The sequence below is a fragment of the Pseudomonas sp. PDM19 genome, assembly GCF_014852215.1.
GTDB lineage: Bacteria > Pseudomonadota > Gammaproteobacteria > Pseudomonadales > Pseudomonadaceae > Pseudomonas.
In genome coordinates this window covers 463,412-479,142 of sequence record NZ_JACVBG010000005.1, presented here as the reverse complement: position 1 = coordinate 479,142, position 15,731 = coordinate 463,412, and the positions used below count along the sequence as shown (strand labels likewise).

At 66.7% G+C, this 15,731-nt stretch carries 12 protein-coding genes and 1 pseudogene; 4 read left to right on the top strand and 9 right to left on the bottom strand.

From position 1 onward, the window contains the following. Positions 1 to 42: 42 nt before the first annotated feature. The 4 genes from IB273_RS28640 to IB273_RS28625 form a co-directional block, all read right to left on the bottom strand. Complete coding sequence (locus tag IB273_RS28640) at positions 43 to 1,401, bottom strand: 8-oxoguanine deaminase (RefSeq protein ID WP_192225588.1); 1,359 nt, start codon at positions 1,399 to 1,401, stop codon at positions 43 to 45. Positions 1,402 to 1,553: 152 nt separating this feature from the next. Next, complete coding sequence (locus IB273_RS28635; RefSeq protein ID WP_192225587.1) at positions 1,554 to 2,237, bottom strand: SDR family oxidoreductase; 684 nt, start codon at positions 2,235 to 2,237, stop codon at positions 1,554 to 1,556. Between the two features lie 245 nt (positions 2,238 to 2,482). After that, positions 2,483 to 3,790, bottom strand: a complete 1,308-nt coding sequence (locus IB273_RS28630) for an MFS transporter (RefSeq protein WP_081518851.1) — start codon at positions 3,788 to 3,790, stop codon at positions 2,483 to 2,485. Positions 3,791 to 4,080: 290 nt separating this feature from the next. Continuing rightward, positions 4,081 to 4,878, bottom strand: a complete 798-nt coding sequence (locus tag IB273_RS28625) for an AraC family transcriptional regulator (protein ID WP_192225586.1) — start codon at positions 4,876 to 4,878, stop codon at positions 4,081 to 4,083. A 571-nt stretch (positions 4,879 to 5,449) separates the two neighbouring features. On the opposite strand from IB273_RS28625, the gene IB273_RS28620 reads away from it, so the two are divergent. The 4 genes from IB273_RS28620 (at position 5,450) to IB273_RS28605 (ending at position 8,384) form a co-directional block, all read left to right on the top strand. Further along, entirely contained in the window at positions 5,450 to 6,286 is an 837-nt protein-coding gene (locus tag IB273_RS28620; RefSeq protein WP_151188935.1) for an outer membrane protein OmpK, read from the top strand. Positions 6,287 to 6,478: 192 nt separating this feature from the next. Next, entirely contained in the window at positions 6,479 to 6,967 is a 489-nt protein-coding gene (locus IB273_RS28615; RefSeq protein WP_192225585.1) for a hypothetical protein, read from the top strand. Positions 6,968 to 7,128: 161 nt separating this feature from the next. Further along, positions 7,129 to 7,797, top strand: coding sequence for a TetR/AcrR family transcriptional regulator (locus IB273_RS28610; RefSeq protein WP_081518848.1), 669 nt, complete (start codon positions 7,129 to 7,131; stop codon positions 7,795 to 7,797). Next, positions 7,794 to 8,384 (top strand): IMPACT family protein, encoded by a 591-nt coding sequence (locus IB273_RS28605; protein WP_081519179.1) that lies wholly within the window; start codon positions 7,794 to 7,796, stop codon positions 8,382 to 8,384. Before IB273_RS28610 ends, IB273_RS28605 begins: the two co-directional genes overlap by 4 nt. Before the next feature lie 472 nt (positions 8,385 to 8,856). Here the strand turns inward: IB273_RS28605 and IB273_RS32055 are convergent, their stop codons facing one another. The 5 genes and pseudogenes from IB273_RS32055 to xdhA form a co-directional block, all read right to left on the bottom strand. After that, positions 8,857 to 9,585, bottom strand: a complete 729-nt coding sequence (locus IB273_RS32055) for a methyl-accepting chemotaxis protein (protein WP_412548103.1) — start codon at positions 9,583 to 9,585, stop codon at positions 8,857 to 8,859. Positions 9,586 to 9,723: 138 nt separating this feature from the next. Next, positions 9,724 to 10,746: pseudogene (locus IB273_RS32050) on the bottom strand (cache domain-containing protein); the annotation flags it as partial. Positions 10,747 to 10,892: 146 nt separating this feature from the next. Then, positions 10,893 to 11,753 carry a xanthine dehydrogenase accessory protein XdhC gene (xdhC, locus tag IB273_RS28595; RefSeq protein ID WP_192225583.1) on the bottom strand — a complete coding sequence of 287 codons (861 nt, stop codon included), beginning with the start codon at positions 11,751 to 11,753 and terminating at the stop codon, positions 10,893 to 10,895. Next, positions 11,750 to 14,089 (bottom strand): xanthine dehydrogenase molybdopterin binding subunit, encoded by a 2,340-nt coding sequence (gene xdhB / locus IB273_RS28590; RefSeq protein WP_192225582.1) that lies wholly within the window; start codon positions 14,087 to 14,089, stop codon positions 11,750 to 11,752. The genes xdhC and xdhB overlap by 4 nt, the downstream gene beginning before the upstream one ends. Next, positions 14,082 to 15,506 (bottom strand): xanthine dehydrogenase small subunit, encoded by a 1,425-nt coding sequence (gene xdhA, locus IB273_RS28585; RefSeq protein WP_192225581.1) that lies wholly within the window; start codon positions 15,504 to 15,506, stop codon positions 14,082 to 14,084. Before xdhA ends, xdhB begins: the two co-directional genes overlap by 8 nt. Positions 15,507 to 15,731: the final 225 nt, after the last annotated feature.

The window sequence follows — 15,731 nt, the reverse complement described above, 5'->3', positions numbered from 1 at the left end:
CTTCGCTCCGCGCCATCCTACGAAGAGCACGCCGCAGCGTGCTTACAGCGTACCGAGCAGCTTGCGCGCCGCCTGGGTGTGGTCGGCGATCAGGCGTTTGAGGTCGAGGCCTTCGACTTCGCCGTCGATGACCCGCCAGGTGCCGCCGATCATGATCCGGTCGGCCTTGTCGGCGCCGCACAGCAGCAGGGCGGAGAGCGGGTCATGGCTGCCGGAGAAGCGCAGTTCGTCGAGCTTGAACAGCGCCAGGTCCGCCTGCTTGCCCACGGCCAGTTCGCCGATGTCGCTGCGGCCGATCAGCTTGGCCGAACCGCGAGTGGCCCAGCCCAGCGCGCGTTCCGGGGTGATCTGCTCGGCGCCGTAGCGCAGGCGCTGGATGTACAGGGCCTGGCGGGCTTCGAGGATCATGTTGGAGGCGTCGTTGGAGGCCGAGCCGTCCACGCCGATGCCCACCGGCGCGCCAGCGGCTTCCAGCGCCACGGTCGGGCAGATGCCCGAGGCCAGGCGCATGTTCGAGCTGGGGCAATGGCAGACCCCGGTGCCGGCTTCGCCGAGGCGGCGGATTTCCTCGTCGTTGAAGTGGATGCCGTGGGCCAGCCAGGTGCGCGGGCCGAGCCAGCCGACGCTGTCCAGGTAGTCCACGGTGCGTTGGCCGAAGCGCTGCAGGCAGAAGTCTTCCTCGTCGAGGGTTTCGGCGAGGTGGGTGTGCAGGCGCACGTCCTCGCGCTCGGCCAGCTCGGCGCTGGCGCGCATGATTTCCGGGGTGACCGAGAACGGCGAGCAGGGCGCCAGGGCGATCTGCACCTGTGCGCCTTCGCCGCGCTGGTGGTATTCGCGGATCAGGCGCTGGCTGTCTTCGAGGATGTCCTCGGCGCTCTGCACGGTCTGCTGCGGCGGCAGGCCGCCGTCGGCTTCGCCCAGGCTCATCGAGCCACGGGTGAGCATGGCGCGCATGCCCAGTTCCCGGACCACGCCAGCCTGCACGTCGATGGCCTGCTCGAGGCCGTGGGGGAACAGGTAGTGATGGTCGGCGGCGGTGGTGCAGCCCGACAGAAGCAGTTCGGCCAGCGCCACCTTGGTGGCCACGCCGAGCTGCTCGGGGGTCAGGCGCGCCCACACCGGGTAGAGGGTCTTCAGCCAGGGGAACAGCGGCTGGTTCACCACCGGCGCCCAGGCGCGGGTGAGGGTCTGGTAGAAGTGGTGGTGGGTGTTGATCAGGCCGGGCGTCAGCACGTGCTGGCTGGCGTCGAAGGTCTGTTGGCAGGGAGCCGAGGGCTGCTGGCCGGCAGCGACCAGTTCGACGATGCGACCGTCCTGGACGACGATGCCGCCACGGGCGTCGAGGTCATTGGCGGTGAAGATGGCCAGCGGGTTGCGCAGCCAGAGACGCGGGGAAGACATGGGTGAGTTCTCCAAACGGACGGAGCCGTTCGTATCGAGCCGGCTCCATGGGGTCATGGGAAGCCAGCTCAGTGTTCACCCTGTCTGCTGATCCAGGTCCGTTGACCCGAGAGTCAGACGTGGGCGCATGGTAACGCCCACGGGGCTGGCCGTCACCAGTCGATCATCGTTCCCTGGTAGTCCAGGTAGAACTGCCCGCCTCGTCCGGCGTGGCCTTCGACCTGATCGGCGAGGCCCTTCACGCTGGTCTGCACGTCCAGCGGCGCGGACTCGCCGCCCATGTCGGTGCGCACCCAGCCCGGATGCAGGTTGAGCACGGTGATACCGGTTTCGCCCAGTTCGGCGACGAAGCTGCGGGTCAGCGAGTTGAGCGCCGCCTTGCTCGCGCGGTACAGCGCCATGCCGCCGGATTCGTTGCCGGCTACGCTGCCCAGCTCGGACGTCATGAAGGCCAGTACGCCGTTGTCGGCATTCAGTCGCGGCAGCAGGCGCTCGGCCAGGCGCAGCGGGGCGATGGCGTTGACCATGAACAACTGGCCGACGTCGGCGAGGCTGGCGTCGATGCTCGACTGGTGCGGCGGGCCGTAGATGCCGGCGTTGATGTAGACGAGGTCGAAGCGCGAGCCGGCCAGGGCTTCGGCGAGGCGGTCCTGGGAGTGGATGTCGTCCAGCAGCAGGGCTTCCACCCGCAAGGGCAGGTTCGCCAGTTCGCCAGGATGGACGACATCGCGCACGGTGGCGGTGACGTCCCAGCCACGCTCCAGGAGTTCGCGCACCAGGCCCAGGCCGAGGCCGCGCGAGGCGCCGATGATCAGGGCGGATTTCGGGGTGGTCATGGCAGGCTCCAGCAAGTGAAGGGAACGCTGAAGGATAACCCACAGGCGGACTCTGCTCTTGCAGGACCGAGGGGGACGCCCAGTTCTTGCTCGCGAACCCGACCGGAATCCGGAGCAGGAGCGTTCGCGAGCAAGCTCGCTCCTACGAAAAGCGAAAAGCAGAAACGACGAGGCCCGGCATGCGCCGGGCCTTGTGGATAAAAAGCCCCGGAGAGTGTGCGCCGGGGCCTGGGCAAAGAGCCCAATCAGTCGGTGGTGATCTTCGAGTGCTTCTGGGTGTCCTTCATGGTCACGTAGACCAGCAGCGAGCAGGCGATGCACGCGGTGACGTACCAGTAGAAGCCGCTCTCCATGCCGATGCTCTTGAACCACAGCGCCACGTACTCGGCGGTGCCGCCGAAGATGGATACGGTCAGCGCGTACGGCAGACCCACGCCCAGGGCGCGGATTTCGGTGGGGAACAGCTCGGCCTTCACCACGGCGTTGATCGAGGTGTAGCCGCTGACGATGACCAGCGCGGCCATGATCAGGAAGAACGCGCCCCACCAGGTGTCGATGGTGTGCAGGGTGCTGAGGATCGGGTAGGTGAAAATGGTGCCCAGTACGCCGAAGGCGATCAGGATCGGGCGACGACCGATCTTGTCCGACAGGGCGCCGACGATGGGCTGCAGCAGCATGAACAGGAACAGGGTGGCCGCCGAGATCATGGTGGAGTCGTTCTTGCTCATCCCCACCGTGTTCACCAGGTACTTCTGCATGTAGGTGGTGTAGGTGTAGAAGGCCAGGGTGCCGCCCATGGTCAGGCCGACCACGGTCAGGACTTCCTTGGGATGGCGCATCAGCGAGCGCATCAGGCTTTCCTTGGGCTCTTCCTTCTTGGTGGTGAAGGACTCGGTCTCTTCCATGCCGCGACGCAGGAACATGGCGACGACCGCGCACAGCGCGCCGATGAAGAACGGCACACGCCAGCCCCAGCTTTCCAGCTGCTCGGTGGTCAGGGTCTGCTGCAGCACGATCAGCACTGCCAGGGCGATGAGCTGGCCGGAGATCAGGGTCACGTACTGGAAGCTGGAGAAGAAGCCGCGCTGCTCCTTGTTGGCCATCTCGCTCAGGTAGGTAGCGGAGGTGCCATATTCGCCGCCGACCGACAGGCCCTGCAGCAGGCGCGCGAGCACCAGCAGGATGGGGGCGCCGACGCCGATGGTTTCATAGCTGGGGGTCAGGGCGATGATCAGCGAGCCGAAGCACATCAGCAGGACCGAGGCCAGCAGCGCCGCCTTGCGGCCCTTGCGGTCGGCGTAGATACCCATCAGCCAGCCGCCGATCGGGCGCATCAGGAAGCCCACGGCGAAGATCGCGGCGGTGTTCAGCAGCTGGGCGGTCATGTCGCCCTGGGGGAAGAACGCCTTGGCGAAGTACAGCGAGAAGGCGGCATAGACGTACCAGTCGTACCACTCGACCAGGTTGCCGACCGAACCACTGAAGATCGACTTGATGCGCTGGGAAGTCGTGCGGGGTGCGGCAGAAGCGGAGACGGCGCTTGCGCTATCCATGGGTATTCCTCTTGTCGTTGTTGTCGTCAGGCGTGCGGACTACTCGAAACGTCACGCCGGCGCGCCGCGAGGGCGGCGCAGTGTCGAGGGCGATAGCAGGCAGCGTGCCAAGGCGCGAAAGCCGCGTGGCACAAGGGTTTCAGCTGATTTTAAAGTATGGGGGCAGGCGAAGCGGCGCCTATCAGGGCGGGCACTGAGCGGAAATCCGCCGACGCACAAGAGGTGCCGCGGCGTGGGCTCGGTGCGCAATTCAGCCAATCGCGGACGGAGTCGGTATCCGCCGGCACGGTCTACCGCTGGCGGAACAGATCCCCCGGCGTGAAGCCGAACAACCCCTTGAACGACGCGATATATGCCGAGGTCGAGTCATACCCGCAATCCAGCGCCGCCGCCGTCACGCTATCGCCGGCCTCGAGCGAGCCGAGGGAGGCGAGCAGGCGCTGGCGCTGGCGCCACAGGCGGAAGGTCATCCCGGTTTCGCGCTGGAACAGCCGCGACAGGGTCTTCTCCGAGGTGCCGATGCGCTGCGCCCAGTCGCCCAGGGTGTGGCTGTCGGTGGGGCGGTCGATCAGTGTCTGGCACAACTGCAGCAGCCGGGCCTCCTGTGGCATCGGCAGGGAGAAGGCGACTTCCGGCAGGTCGCGCAGCTGGTCCAGCAGCACTTCCACCAGCCGTGATTCGGCGCTGTCGCCCTGTGGATAATCCACCGGCAGCTCGCAGAAGCTCTTGATCAGCTCGCGCGCCAGCGGCGTCACCTCCAGCACCCGGCAGCGGTCCGGCGCCCATCGGCAGGCGTCGTCGCGGATGTACAGGCTGCGCATTTCCGCCTGGGTCGAGGTCACCACTTCATGGTCGAGGAAGGCCGGAATCCAGATCGCCCGCTGCGGCGGCGCGAAGAAGCTGCCTTCGGCCGTGTGTACACCCAGCACTCCGGTGATGGCGTAGGACAACTGCACCCAGGCGTGATGGTGCCTGCTGGTCCAGGAACCCGCGCGCAAACGCTCGGCGCGCGCATAGACCGGCCGCGGCAGGCGGTCGAGCACCGGGATCAGGCGTTGCAGTTCGGGAGCTTGTCCTTTCATCGGCATAGCTTGGGAAAATATCGCTGGAGAATCGAAGTCTGGCAGGCCGCCCCGTCCACCTCAAGCCGGATCAGAGCCGTTGCCGACGTGAACGGCGGCGTTCGAACCCTGAAGGAAGCATCCCACAGCTCGACCGCCGGGCGGCCCGAGTCACTCTGACAGGTGTGGAGAAGGCCCTTGTCTGGCATTATCCGCGCCCGGAAAAACGCGTGGTGTGTTCCGACGGCTGTTGTGTAGATTTCCTACAAGATAGTTGTATACACAATTTGTGTTGATTCGTTTCAACACAGGTTTGTCATGTATCCAATCTTCTGGTCGGCGATCGCCATTGCAGTGCTTCCTGTTGGGGCCGATGCCCTCCAAACAGGCGAAGTTGTCCTGTGAGTCAGGAAATGGCCCGTCCCGTGCACCTGCGTCTTCCCTGCCAAAGGAGCGGACCTTAAGGGGTTCGTCATAAAAGTGGAACATCTGGTCAGGATTGGCGCCAATCTTGCTTTTCCTCGCCAGGCCTGACCGACCGGACAGGTTCCACCGACAATTAAAAACGCAACACGACTGCACTGATTAGGAGCAACGCATGACTCGCACTCTCGCATCCCTGCTGCTCGCCGGCGGGCTGCTCGCGGCCGGGCAGGCCATGGCTGGCGGTGAAGACCTGACCCCGGCGCCGGCTTCCAATGACGGCCCGCTGATCTGGCACAACGAAAGCCTGACCTACCTGTGGGGCAAGAACTTCAAGGTAGACCCGCCGATCCAGCAGACCTTCACCTTCGAGAGCGCGAGCGCCTGGACCTGGGGCGACATCTGGTTCTTCGTCGACCAGATCAACTACAACGGCAAGGAAAGCGCCACCAACGGCAAGAACACCTACTACGGTGAGTTCAGCCCGCGCCTGTCGTTCGGCAAGATCACCGGCACCGACCTGTCCTTCGGTCCGGTCAAGGACGTGCTGCTGGCAACCACCTACGAGTTCGGCGAAGGCGATGTCGAGTCCTACCTGGTCGGTCCGGGCTTCGACCTGGCGCTGCCGGGCTTCGATTACTTCCAGCTGAACTTCTACTACCGCAAGCCCGACGGCAATCGCGTGCCGTCCGGCGCCTGGCAGATTACCCCGGCCTGGGCCATTACCTTCCCGGTGGGCAACTCCGACATCCTGTTCGACGGCTTCATGGACTGGGTCGTGAACAACAAGGACGCCAGCTCCAGCCACCGCAACCAGTCGGACTACCACGCCAACCTGCACTTCAACCCGCAGCTGAAGTACGACCTGGGCAAGTCCCTGGGCTACGAAGCCAAGCACCTGTACGTGGGTATCGAGTACGACTACTGGTCCGACAAGTACGGCATCAAGGATTCGCAGTACTTCACCACCGACCAGAACACCGTCAGCGCGCTGGTCAAGTACCACTTCTGATGTTCCCCTCCGACCCCGCCGCCTGGCGGGGTCGGTCTTTTCGAATGTCTTGCGGCATTTTCATTCGCCAGCTGCAAAATCCTGGATTCTTTCGGAAACTGCCTACATCCCATCCGGGTCCCGGCCCATTGGTCGAGCGCTCGCCAACCTCTAGCTTTGCATCTCTTTTGCTTCACCTAGGAGATGTGAGCCATGAAGAAACTGTTGATCGCGGCCATCGCCGCGAGCCTGGGCACCCCCGTACTGGCGGCGCCCCTCGGGCACCCCAGCATTCCGCCGACCGAAGTCCACGACAAATCCCACGCAGGTGGCTTCTACCAGGATGTCATCACCCGTTCCCAGCCGGCACCCGTGAAAGAGGAGCCGAAAGAGGAACAGAAGGCCGTGGTTGCCACCAACGACTGCGCGCCGCTGTGGGGCGGCGCTACGAAGGACCAGAAGGACCAGGCGCAAGCCGCGAACGGAGCCGGGCAGGATGACAAGGACCGCGCTGGCGCAATCGTTCCGCTGCCGCCGACCTGCTCCGGCATGGGCCTGGCCACGCCGCTGTACGGCCAGCTGACCGTCGGTGAAGCCGTCGGCATCGGCGCCGCGGTCGTTGCGATTGGCGCCGCCATCGGCAACCACGGTGGCGGTGGCGGCCACCACAGCACCTCCGGCACCACCGGCACCGCCAAGTGACGCCATGCCCCCGGCCCACCCACGGGGGCTGCCGTGACGGGGGCGGGAGCCGGGTCGCCTGGCGACTCCGGTTCCTGCCCTTTTTCACACCTCGTGCTTGAATCCCGCCACCCGCCTGGGTTATCCATGCAGCGCCCCCGCTCAATGCACGGACATCCCGCATGACCCTCCAGGTACCCGCCCACTCTGCGCCCAACGGCGAAAAGCCCGCCGGCCGCATTCGCCAGAAAAACGAGGAAGCCATCCTCGCCGCCGCCGAGGAGGAGTTCGCCCGTCACGGCTTCAAGGGCACCAGCATGAACACCATCGCCCAGCGCGTCGGCCTGCCCAAGGCCAACCTGCACTACTACTTCAGCAACAAGCTGGGGCTGTACGTGGCGGTGCTGAGCAACATCCTCGAACTGTGGGACAGCACCTTCAACCACCTCACCGTGGACGATGACCCGGCCGTCGCGCTGGCCACCTACATCCGCGCCAAGATGGAATTCTCCCGCCGTTACCCGCAGGCCTCGCGGGTATTCGCCATGGAGATCATCAGCGGCGGCGAATGCCTCTCCGAGCACTTCAGCCAGGACTACCGCACCTGGTTTGCCGGCCGTGCCGCGGTGTTCCAGGCCTGGATCGACGCCGGCAGGATGGACGCCGTGGACCCGGTGAACCTGATCTTCCTGATCTGGAGCAGCACCCAGCACTACGCCGACTTCGCCACCCAGATCGGCTTCGTCACCGGCCGCAAGCGCTTGTCCAGGCAGGACTTCAGCGATGCCAGCGACAACCTCATCCGCATCATCCTCAAGGGTTGCGGGCTGACGCCGCCGGCCTCGGCATGAGTTTCACCCTCGCCGGCCCCGCGGTTTACCAGGAAGACATCCGCAAGAGCCGCTTCCACTGTGTCGCCGCTCCCATCGCCAGCGAGGCAGAGGCCCAGGCCTTCCTTGCCGCCCATCGCGACCCCAGCGCCGGGCACAACTGCTGGGCCTGGAAGCTGGGCAACCAGTACCGCTTCAGCGACGACGGCGAGCCCGGCGGCACCGCTGGCCGGCCCATGCTGGTCGCCATCGAGGGGCAGGACATGGACCGCGTGGTGGTCGTGGTCAGTCGCTGGTTCGGTGGCATCAAGCTCGGCACCGGCGGCCTGGCTCGCGCCTATGGCGGCTGCGCGGCGAAGTGCCTGCAGGACGCCGAACGCATCGAACTGGTGCCCAGCCGCCGCCTGGCATTCGACTGCAGCTTCGCCGAGCACGCGCTGTTCAAGGCGCGAGTGCTGGCGCTCGGCGCCAGCGTCGAAGACGAAGGCTTTGGCGCCGAAGGCGTGCGCATCACGCTGAGCCTGCCGACTACCCAGGTCGAGCCGCTGCAGAAGCTGCTGGGCGACCTCAGCCGTGGGCGCGTCCTGGCGCAGTTGCTGGACACCTGATTCTTCTCCCCAAACACCGTGGAACCGCCTGTGGATAACCTGTGGCAGGACCTCTGCTGCCCACGTACTCCGCAGCCTTCAGCGTTTCGCTTGTTTTTTGATCAATTGCTGTCGGGCCTGTTGAGCAAAATATGAACAAGCTGTGGAAAAGGTGTGGGTGAAATTCCCCCTGAACGTCGTCAGACGCCACTTCTGACCACTCGGTGAATTATTCACTGGATTGATGCAGGGCTTGCAGGGCCTGGGCTCGGGCTTTCTGACGGATTCGCGGGCGGAGTCCGGAGGGTTGGGGGCAAGTCTCTGGACAATCTGTGGGCAACTTGTGGGCAAGGTATCTCGTTGGCGAGACACCTCGTGCGCTGATCGGCCGTCATCACCCGGCGGCCATGGCGGAAATCCCGCCGCTTCGCTCGGAAAATCTGTGGATAACACTGGGGAAAAGGCGCCGGCACGAGGCCGGCGCCAGAGCCGTTCAAAGGCGGAACTGCGCCATCTGCCGTGCCAGGTCATCGGCCAGGTTGCGCAGCTCGCGGCACTGTTCGCGGCCGTGCTGCACTTCGCGGGTGGTGGCATGGGCGAGGTCGGCGATGCCCTGTACGTTGCGGTTGATCTCCTCGGTCACCGCCGACTGCTCCTCGGTGGCTGTAGCGACCTGGTGGTTGAGGTCGCTGATGCGCTCCACCTGATCGGCGATGGCGCCCAGTGAGGCGCCGGCCTGTTCGCTGGCGGCCAGGTTCTGCCCGGTGGTCTGCTGGCTGGACTGCATCGAACGTACTGCGGCCTCCGCGCCGCCCTTCAGACGCTGGATGATGGTGAGGATTTCATCGGTCGAGCCCTGGGTGCGGCTGGCCAGCGTGCGGACCTCATCGGCCACCACGGCGAAGCCACGGCCCAGTTCGCCGGCGCGTGCGGCCTCGATGGCGGCATTGAGGGCGAGCAGGTTGGTCTGCTCGGACACCCCACGGATCACCGCCAGCACCTGGTCGATGCTCGCCACCTGGCCGGCCAGTTCGCCCACGGCACCGGCCGCTTCGCCGATCTCCCCGGACATGCGCTGGCCGACCTGCAGCGAGCCGCCGACCACGCGCCGCGCTTCGCCGGCTTCCTCGCGCGCCTGCTGCGAGGCGCTGGCGGCCTGCTCGGCGTTACGGGCGATTTCCTGCACGGTGCTGCCCATTTCGTTCACCGCCGTGGCGACCATGTCGGTCATTTCCTGCTGGCGACCGGCGCGGTCGGCGGTGTTGTCCACCACCTGCGCCACTTCGCCGACGGTGCACAGCAGTTGCTGGCTGGTGCCGAGCACGGCGCCAATCAGCGCGCGCTGGCCCTCGAGGAAGCGATTGAAGCCGCGGGCCAGGTCGCCCAGTTCATCGGCACGGCTGTCGTCCAGGCGGCGGGTGAGATCACCACCGCCACCGCCGATCTCCAGCAACGCGCGGGTGACCTGGCGGATCGGCCGGGCCAGGCTGCGCGCCATCAGCACCACCAGCGCCAGGCAGAGCAGGGCGACCACGGCGCCGGCGAGGCCGGAGAAGGCCAGCGCCTCGCGGGCGTCGGCGTAGATTTCCGCTTCCGGCACTTCGCTCACCAGGGTCCAGCCCAGGTCATGCAGCGGCAGGCTGGCGGCCAGGTAGTCCTCGCCGTCGCGCTCGAAGCGGGCGCTGTGGAAGCCCTGCTGGCCGAGCAGCGCGCTTGCGGCGCTGGCACCGATCAGGTCGCCGAGATTGCGCCCCTTGGGCAGCGAGGCATCGGGATGGATCTGCACCTGGCCGTCGTTCTTCACCAGGTACACGCGTCCTGACCGGCCGAAGCGGAAATCGCGGATCAGCGTCGACAGCTCGCGCATCTCCAGGCCCAGCCCGGCGATGCCCAGCAGCTTGCCGTCGCGCTCCACGCGCTGATCGATGAACAGCGCCAGTTCGCCGGTGCTGCCATCGGTGTCGATGTTCCACATGCGCGGCTTGCCGCTGTCGATGAACTGGAAGTACCAGCTGTCCTTCGGCTCGCTGCGGCTGAGCGTGCGCTCCTTGCCCTTGTCGCTGTAATAGGCGCCGCTGGCGTTGGAGGTGATCAGCGCAGAGAAGGCCTTCTGGGAGGCACGGATGCCACCCAGGTAGCGGGTGAAGTCGGCCAGTTTCTCCGGGCTTTCGCCGGCGGCCAGCCAGTCCTGCACCAGGGTGTTGTCGGCGATGCCGGCCGCTGCGGTGATGGGGCCGGTGAGGCGTTTCTCGAAGTCGTTGGCAATCGCCTGGATGCTCGCCGGCAATGCCTGTTCGAGCAGGTAGCGCTCGCTCAGGCGGTTGACCAGCACGGCATACAGGCCGAGGACGATGAGCAGGCTGATGAGCAGGGCGGCGCCCATGCTGAGGATGAGCTGGGTCTGGATACTTCGCAGGCGCATGTTCTTGTTTTCCTCCGAACGCACAACGAAACGCCCGCCAGTGGCGGGCGAAGAGACGGGGTCGTTGAATGTATCGGCGGAGGCGGGAAAAACTGTTGTCCCGTTGGTCAGGTTTTTGCGTTTTCCGGCAAATCGCTGTACGAACCTTCGCTGCAGAGCGCGGCCCACTCCACGCCTTCGCGCATCTGCCGGGCGGGGGCGTCCTGGTGATAGCGGGCGATGACCTGGGCGGCCACCGAGATGGCCACTTCCAGCGGGCGCTTGCCGGGGACTTCGGAGAGACCGATGGGGCAATGCATCTGCGCGATCACCTCCTGTGGATAACCATGCTGTTCCAGCCTCATCTGGAAGCGCCGGGCCTTGGTGCGTGAGCCGATCATGCCGAGGAAGCCCGCGTCGCCGCGCTTGAGCACCGCCTCGGCGATGGCGTAGTCCAGCGGATGGTTGTGGGTCATGACCAGGAAGTAGCTGCCCGGCGGCGCTTCATGCACGGCATCTTCCGGCTCCTCCAGCAGGTGCATGCGCACGCCCTCGGGAACGGTCTGGGGAAACTCCGCCGCCCGGCTGTCCACCCACTCCAGGCGCAGCGGCAGCCCGGCCAGCAGCGGCGCCAGCGCACGGCCCACGTGGCCGGCGCCGAACAGCACCACCTGCGGCCCGCGCGCGGCAAAGCATTCGAACAGCAGGCTGGCGCGCCCGCCGCAGCATTGGCCCAGCCGCGCGCCGAGGGGGAAGTGCTCCAGCGCCTGGCTGTTCTTGCCGGCCAGCAGCAGCTGGCGCGCGTGCTCGATGGCGGCGAACTCCAGATGGCCGCCACCGATGGTGTCGAAGGCTTCCCCGGCAGTGACCAGCATCTTGCTGCCGGACTCGCGGGGCGTGGAGCCCTGCACGCCGATCACGGTGATCAGCACGTAGGGCTCGGCGCTGTCGCGCAGGCGGGCGATGGCTTCCATCCAGTGGCGGGTCATGCTGGGTTCTCCTGGCGCATCGCCTCACAGGCCCAGAGTACCCGCTCCGGCGTCGCCGGCGTATCCAGGTCGGGGCTCAGGCGGTAATCCGCGAGGCTGGCGATGGCGTCGCGCAGGGCCGACCACACCGAGATCGCCAGCATGAACGGTGGCTCACCCACGGCCTTGGACAGGTACACGCTGTCTTCCTCGTTGGGACGCTCGAACAGTGCCACGCGGAAGTCTTCCGGAGCGTCGCTCACGGCCGGGATCTTGTAGGTCGCCGGCCCCACGGTGAGCAGCTTGCCGGTGTCGTCCCAACGCAGCTCCTCAGTGGTCAGCCAGCCCATGCCCTGGACGAAGCCACCCTCGATCTGGCCGATGTCGATGGCCGGGTTCACGCTGCGGCCGACGTCGTGGAGGATGTCCACCCGAGGCACACGGTACTCGCCGGTCAGCGTGTCCACTTCCACCTCCGATACCGCCGCGCCATAGGCGAAGTAGAAGAACGGGTGGCCCTGGCCCTTCTCGCGGTCGTAGAAGATCTTTGGCGTGCGGTAGAAACCGGTGGCGGAGAGCTGGATGCGCGCGAAGTAGGCCGCCTGGATGACCTCGGTGAAGCCCAGGTGCTGCGCCCCGACGGTCACGCCGCCGTGCTCGAAACGTATCTCCTGCGGCTTGACCCCATCGCGTTCGGCGAGGAAGTCGATCAGGCGCTTCTTCAGCGTGCGGGCGGCATCGCGGGCGGCCATGCCGTTCAGGTCGGTGCCGCTGGAGGCGGCGGTGGGCGAGGTGTTGGGCACCTTGTCGGTGCGCGTGGCGGTGATCACCACGCGCTCCAGCGGCACCTGGAATTCCTCGGCGACGATCTGCGCGACCTTGGTGTTCAGGCCCTGGCCCATCTCGGTGCCGCCATGGTTCAGCTGGATGCTGCCGTCGGTGTAGAGGTGGACCAGCGCGCCCGCCTGGTTGAGGTGCTGCGCGGTGAAGGAAATACCGAACTTCACTGGCGTCAGCGCCAGGCCCTTTTTCAGTACCGGGCTCCGTGCATTGAACTCGTGGATCGCCGAGCGCCGCGCGGCGTAGTCGCTGCTCTGTTCCAGCCGCGCGATCAGTTCGCCCAGCAGGTTGTGCTCGACCTTCTGGTGGTAGGGCGTCAGCTCCCTGCCCATGCCGCCGTAAAGGTTGAGCTTGCGCACCTCCAGCGGGTCCTTGCCCACCGCGCGGGCGATGTCGTCCATGGCGCGCTCGATGATCATCATCCCCTGCGGCCCGCCGAAGCCGCGGAAGGCTGTGTGCGAGACGATGTTGGTGAAACTGCGGTAGCCGGAGATGGCGACGTCGGGAATGAAGTAGGCGTTGTCGGCGTGGAACATCGCGCGGTCGACGATGGCGTCGGAGAGGTCCGGCGAATGCCCGCAGTCGCCCACCAGGTCGAGTTGCGCGGCGAGCAGCCGGCCGCCGTCGTCGAAGCCGATGCGGTAGCGGTTGTGGAAGGGATGGCGCTTGCCGGTCAGGCGCATGTCCTCGGCGCGCGGCAGGCGCAGCTTGACCGCACGGCCGGTCTTGTTCGCCAGCAGCGCGGCGAGGCAGGCGAAGGGCGCGGCCTGGGTTTCCTTGCCGCCGAAGCCACCGCCCATGCGCCGTACTTCCACGGTGACCTTGGCCAGAGGGATGGCCAGCACTTCGGCCACCAGTTTCTGCACTTCGCTCGGGTGCTGGCTGGAGGTGTGCACCAGCATGCCGCCGTCGTCGCCGGGCAGCGCGAGCGAGGCCTGGCCTTCGAGGTAGAAATGCTCCTGGCCGCCGATGAACTGGCGGGCTTCCAGCACCTGAGGAGCGCTTTCCAGCGCTGCCTGTGCGTCGCCCCGGCGCATGTGGTGCGGCGGTCGCACGAAGCGTTCCTCGGCCTTGGCCCGCAGCGGGTCGATCAGCGGGTCTTCCTTCGCGTATTCGACTTTCGCCAGACGCACCGCGCGGCGTGCCTGGAGCAGGCTTTGCGCGGCAACGGCGAACAGCGCCTGGCCGTGGTATTTCACCCGCTCGCCCGCCAGCAGCGGGTCGCCGGGGAACACTGGGCCGATGTCGGTGTGGCCGGGTACGTCGTCCAGGGTCAGTACGGCCACCACACCGGGCGCGTTGCGCACGGCTTCGAGGTCGAGGCAGAGCACCGCGCCGCAGGCGATTTCACTCAGGCCGACGGCGGCGTGCAGCAGGTCGCGCGGCTCCTTCAGGTCGTCCACATAGCGCGCGGCGCCGCTCACGTGCAGCGTGGCGCTGTCGTGCTCGCGGGGCTTGCCCGCGCTGTGGATGGCGACCGCGACGCCGTTGCTGGCCAGCGGTGGCAGGCTACGCATGGCGCACCTCCGCAGGGCTTTGTGTCCATTCCAGTAGTGCGCGCTGCAACAGGTTCTGTGCCACCTTCAGCCGATAGGCGGCGCTGGCGCGCAGGTCGTCGATGGGCTGGAAATCCTGCGGGATCGCCGCTTGTGCGGCGGCCACGGCGGCGGCGTCGAAGGGCCTGCCGCGCAGGGCCGCTTCGGTCCTTGCGCCGCGCAAGGGGGTAGCCGCCATGCCGCCGCAGGCAAGGCGCGCGTCAGTGACGATGCCGGCATCGTCGAAGTCCAGGCGCAGGGCCAGACAGACGGCGGAAATATCGTCGTCACGGCGCTTGGAAATCTTGTCGACGCGGAACCGCTGGTTGCCGCGCAGGCGCGGAATCAGCAGCGCTTCGATGTACTCGCCGGGTTGCAGGAGTGTCTGCCGGTAGCCGGTGAAGAAGCTTTCGATGGCGACCTCGCGCACGGTCCCCGCCTTGCGCAGGTGCAGCCGGGCATCCAGCGCCAGCAGCACCGGCGGCATGTCGCCGATGGGCGAGGCGTTGGCGATATTGCCGCCCAGCGTGCCGCGCTGGCGAATCTGCAGCGAGCCCAGGCGCTCCAGCAGGGGAGCGACACCGGGGAATTCCTGCAGCGCTTCGAGGCAGTCGGCGTAGTTCCGCGCCGCGCCGATCAGCAGGTGCCCAGGATGGACTTCCAGGCGCTGCAGTTCGCTCACCCGGTCGAGGTGGATCAGCGCCGGGAAGGTCTTCAGGTTCTGCGTGGCTTCCAGCGCCAGGTCGGTGCCGCCGGCGATCAGTCGTGCCTGTGGGTGACGCTGCAGCAGGGTATCCAGCTCATCCAGCGAAGCGGGCAACCAGGCCCGCGCCTCGCCGTCATGCAGTGCGCCGGCTGTGGATATCTCCTCAAGACGGGCGACGGTGAGGGCGGTGTTCTGGGCGAAGCGGTCGTGGCAGGGCTGCCCGGCGATCTGCGCAGCGGCGTCGAGGATCGGCCGGTAGCCGGTGCAGCGGCACAGGTTGCCGGAGAGTGCGGTCAGTGCCGTCTCGCGGTCGTGCGGCGGCGGCGAGTGGCGCCAGGCGAACAGCGACATGACGATGCCCGGCGTGCAGAAGCCGCACTGCGAGCCGTGGCAGTCCACCATCGCCTGTTGTACCGGGTGCAGCGCGCCAGGCTCGCCGAGGTGCTCCACGGTCAGTACCTGACGGCCGTGAACCGCACCCAGCAGCGTGATGCAGGCGTTCACCGCACGGTAGCGCAGTGCTTCGCCTTCAGGCTCGGCGAGCACCACGGTGCAGGCGCCGCAGTCACCCGAGGCGCAGCCCTCCTTGGTGCCGGTGCGCGCGCGGTGGATGCGCAGGTAGTCGAGCAGGCTGGTCTCGGGCGCGAAGCCGTCGGCCTGGACCGTTTCGTCGCCGAGCAGGAACTGGATCATCGGGAGTCCTCGTCGTCATGCGTGCGGCAGCGCCGCTTCGCGAAGGCTGTCCGTAGACGTCGAGAGCCTCGTGGCGAAGGGCTCTCACGCACAAGCATAGGCTCGCGGGCAGGCTTGACCAGTGGGGCAGGAAAACCGCTTCGCTCGAAAAGCTTCGAAGCGCCGTACGTCGTGACTGGCGTTGTCCTCGCGGCGCTTTCGGGCGAAGGTGGGTTGACCATTGCA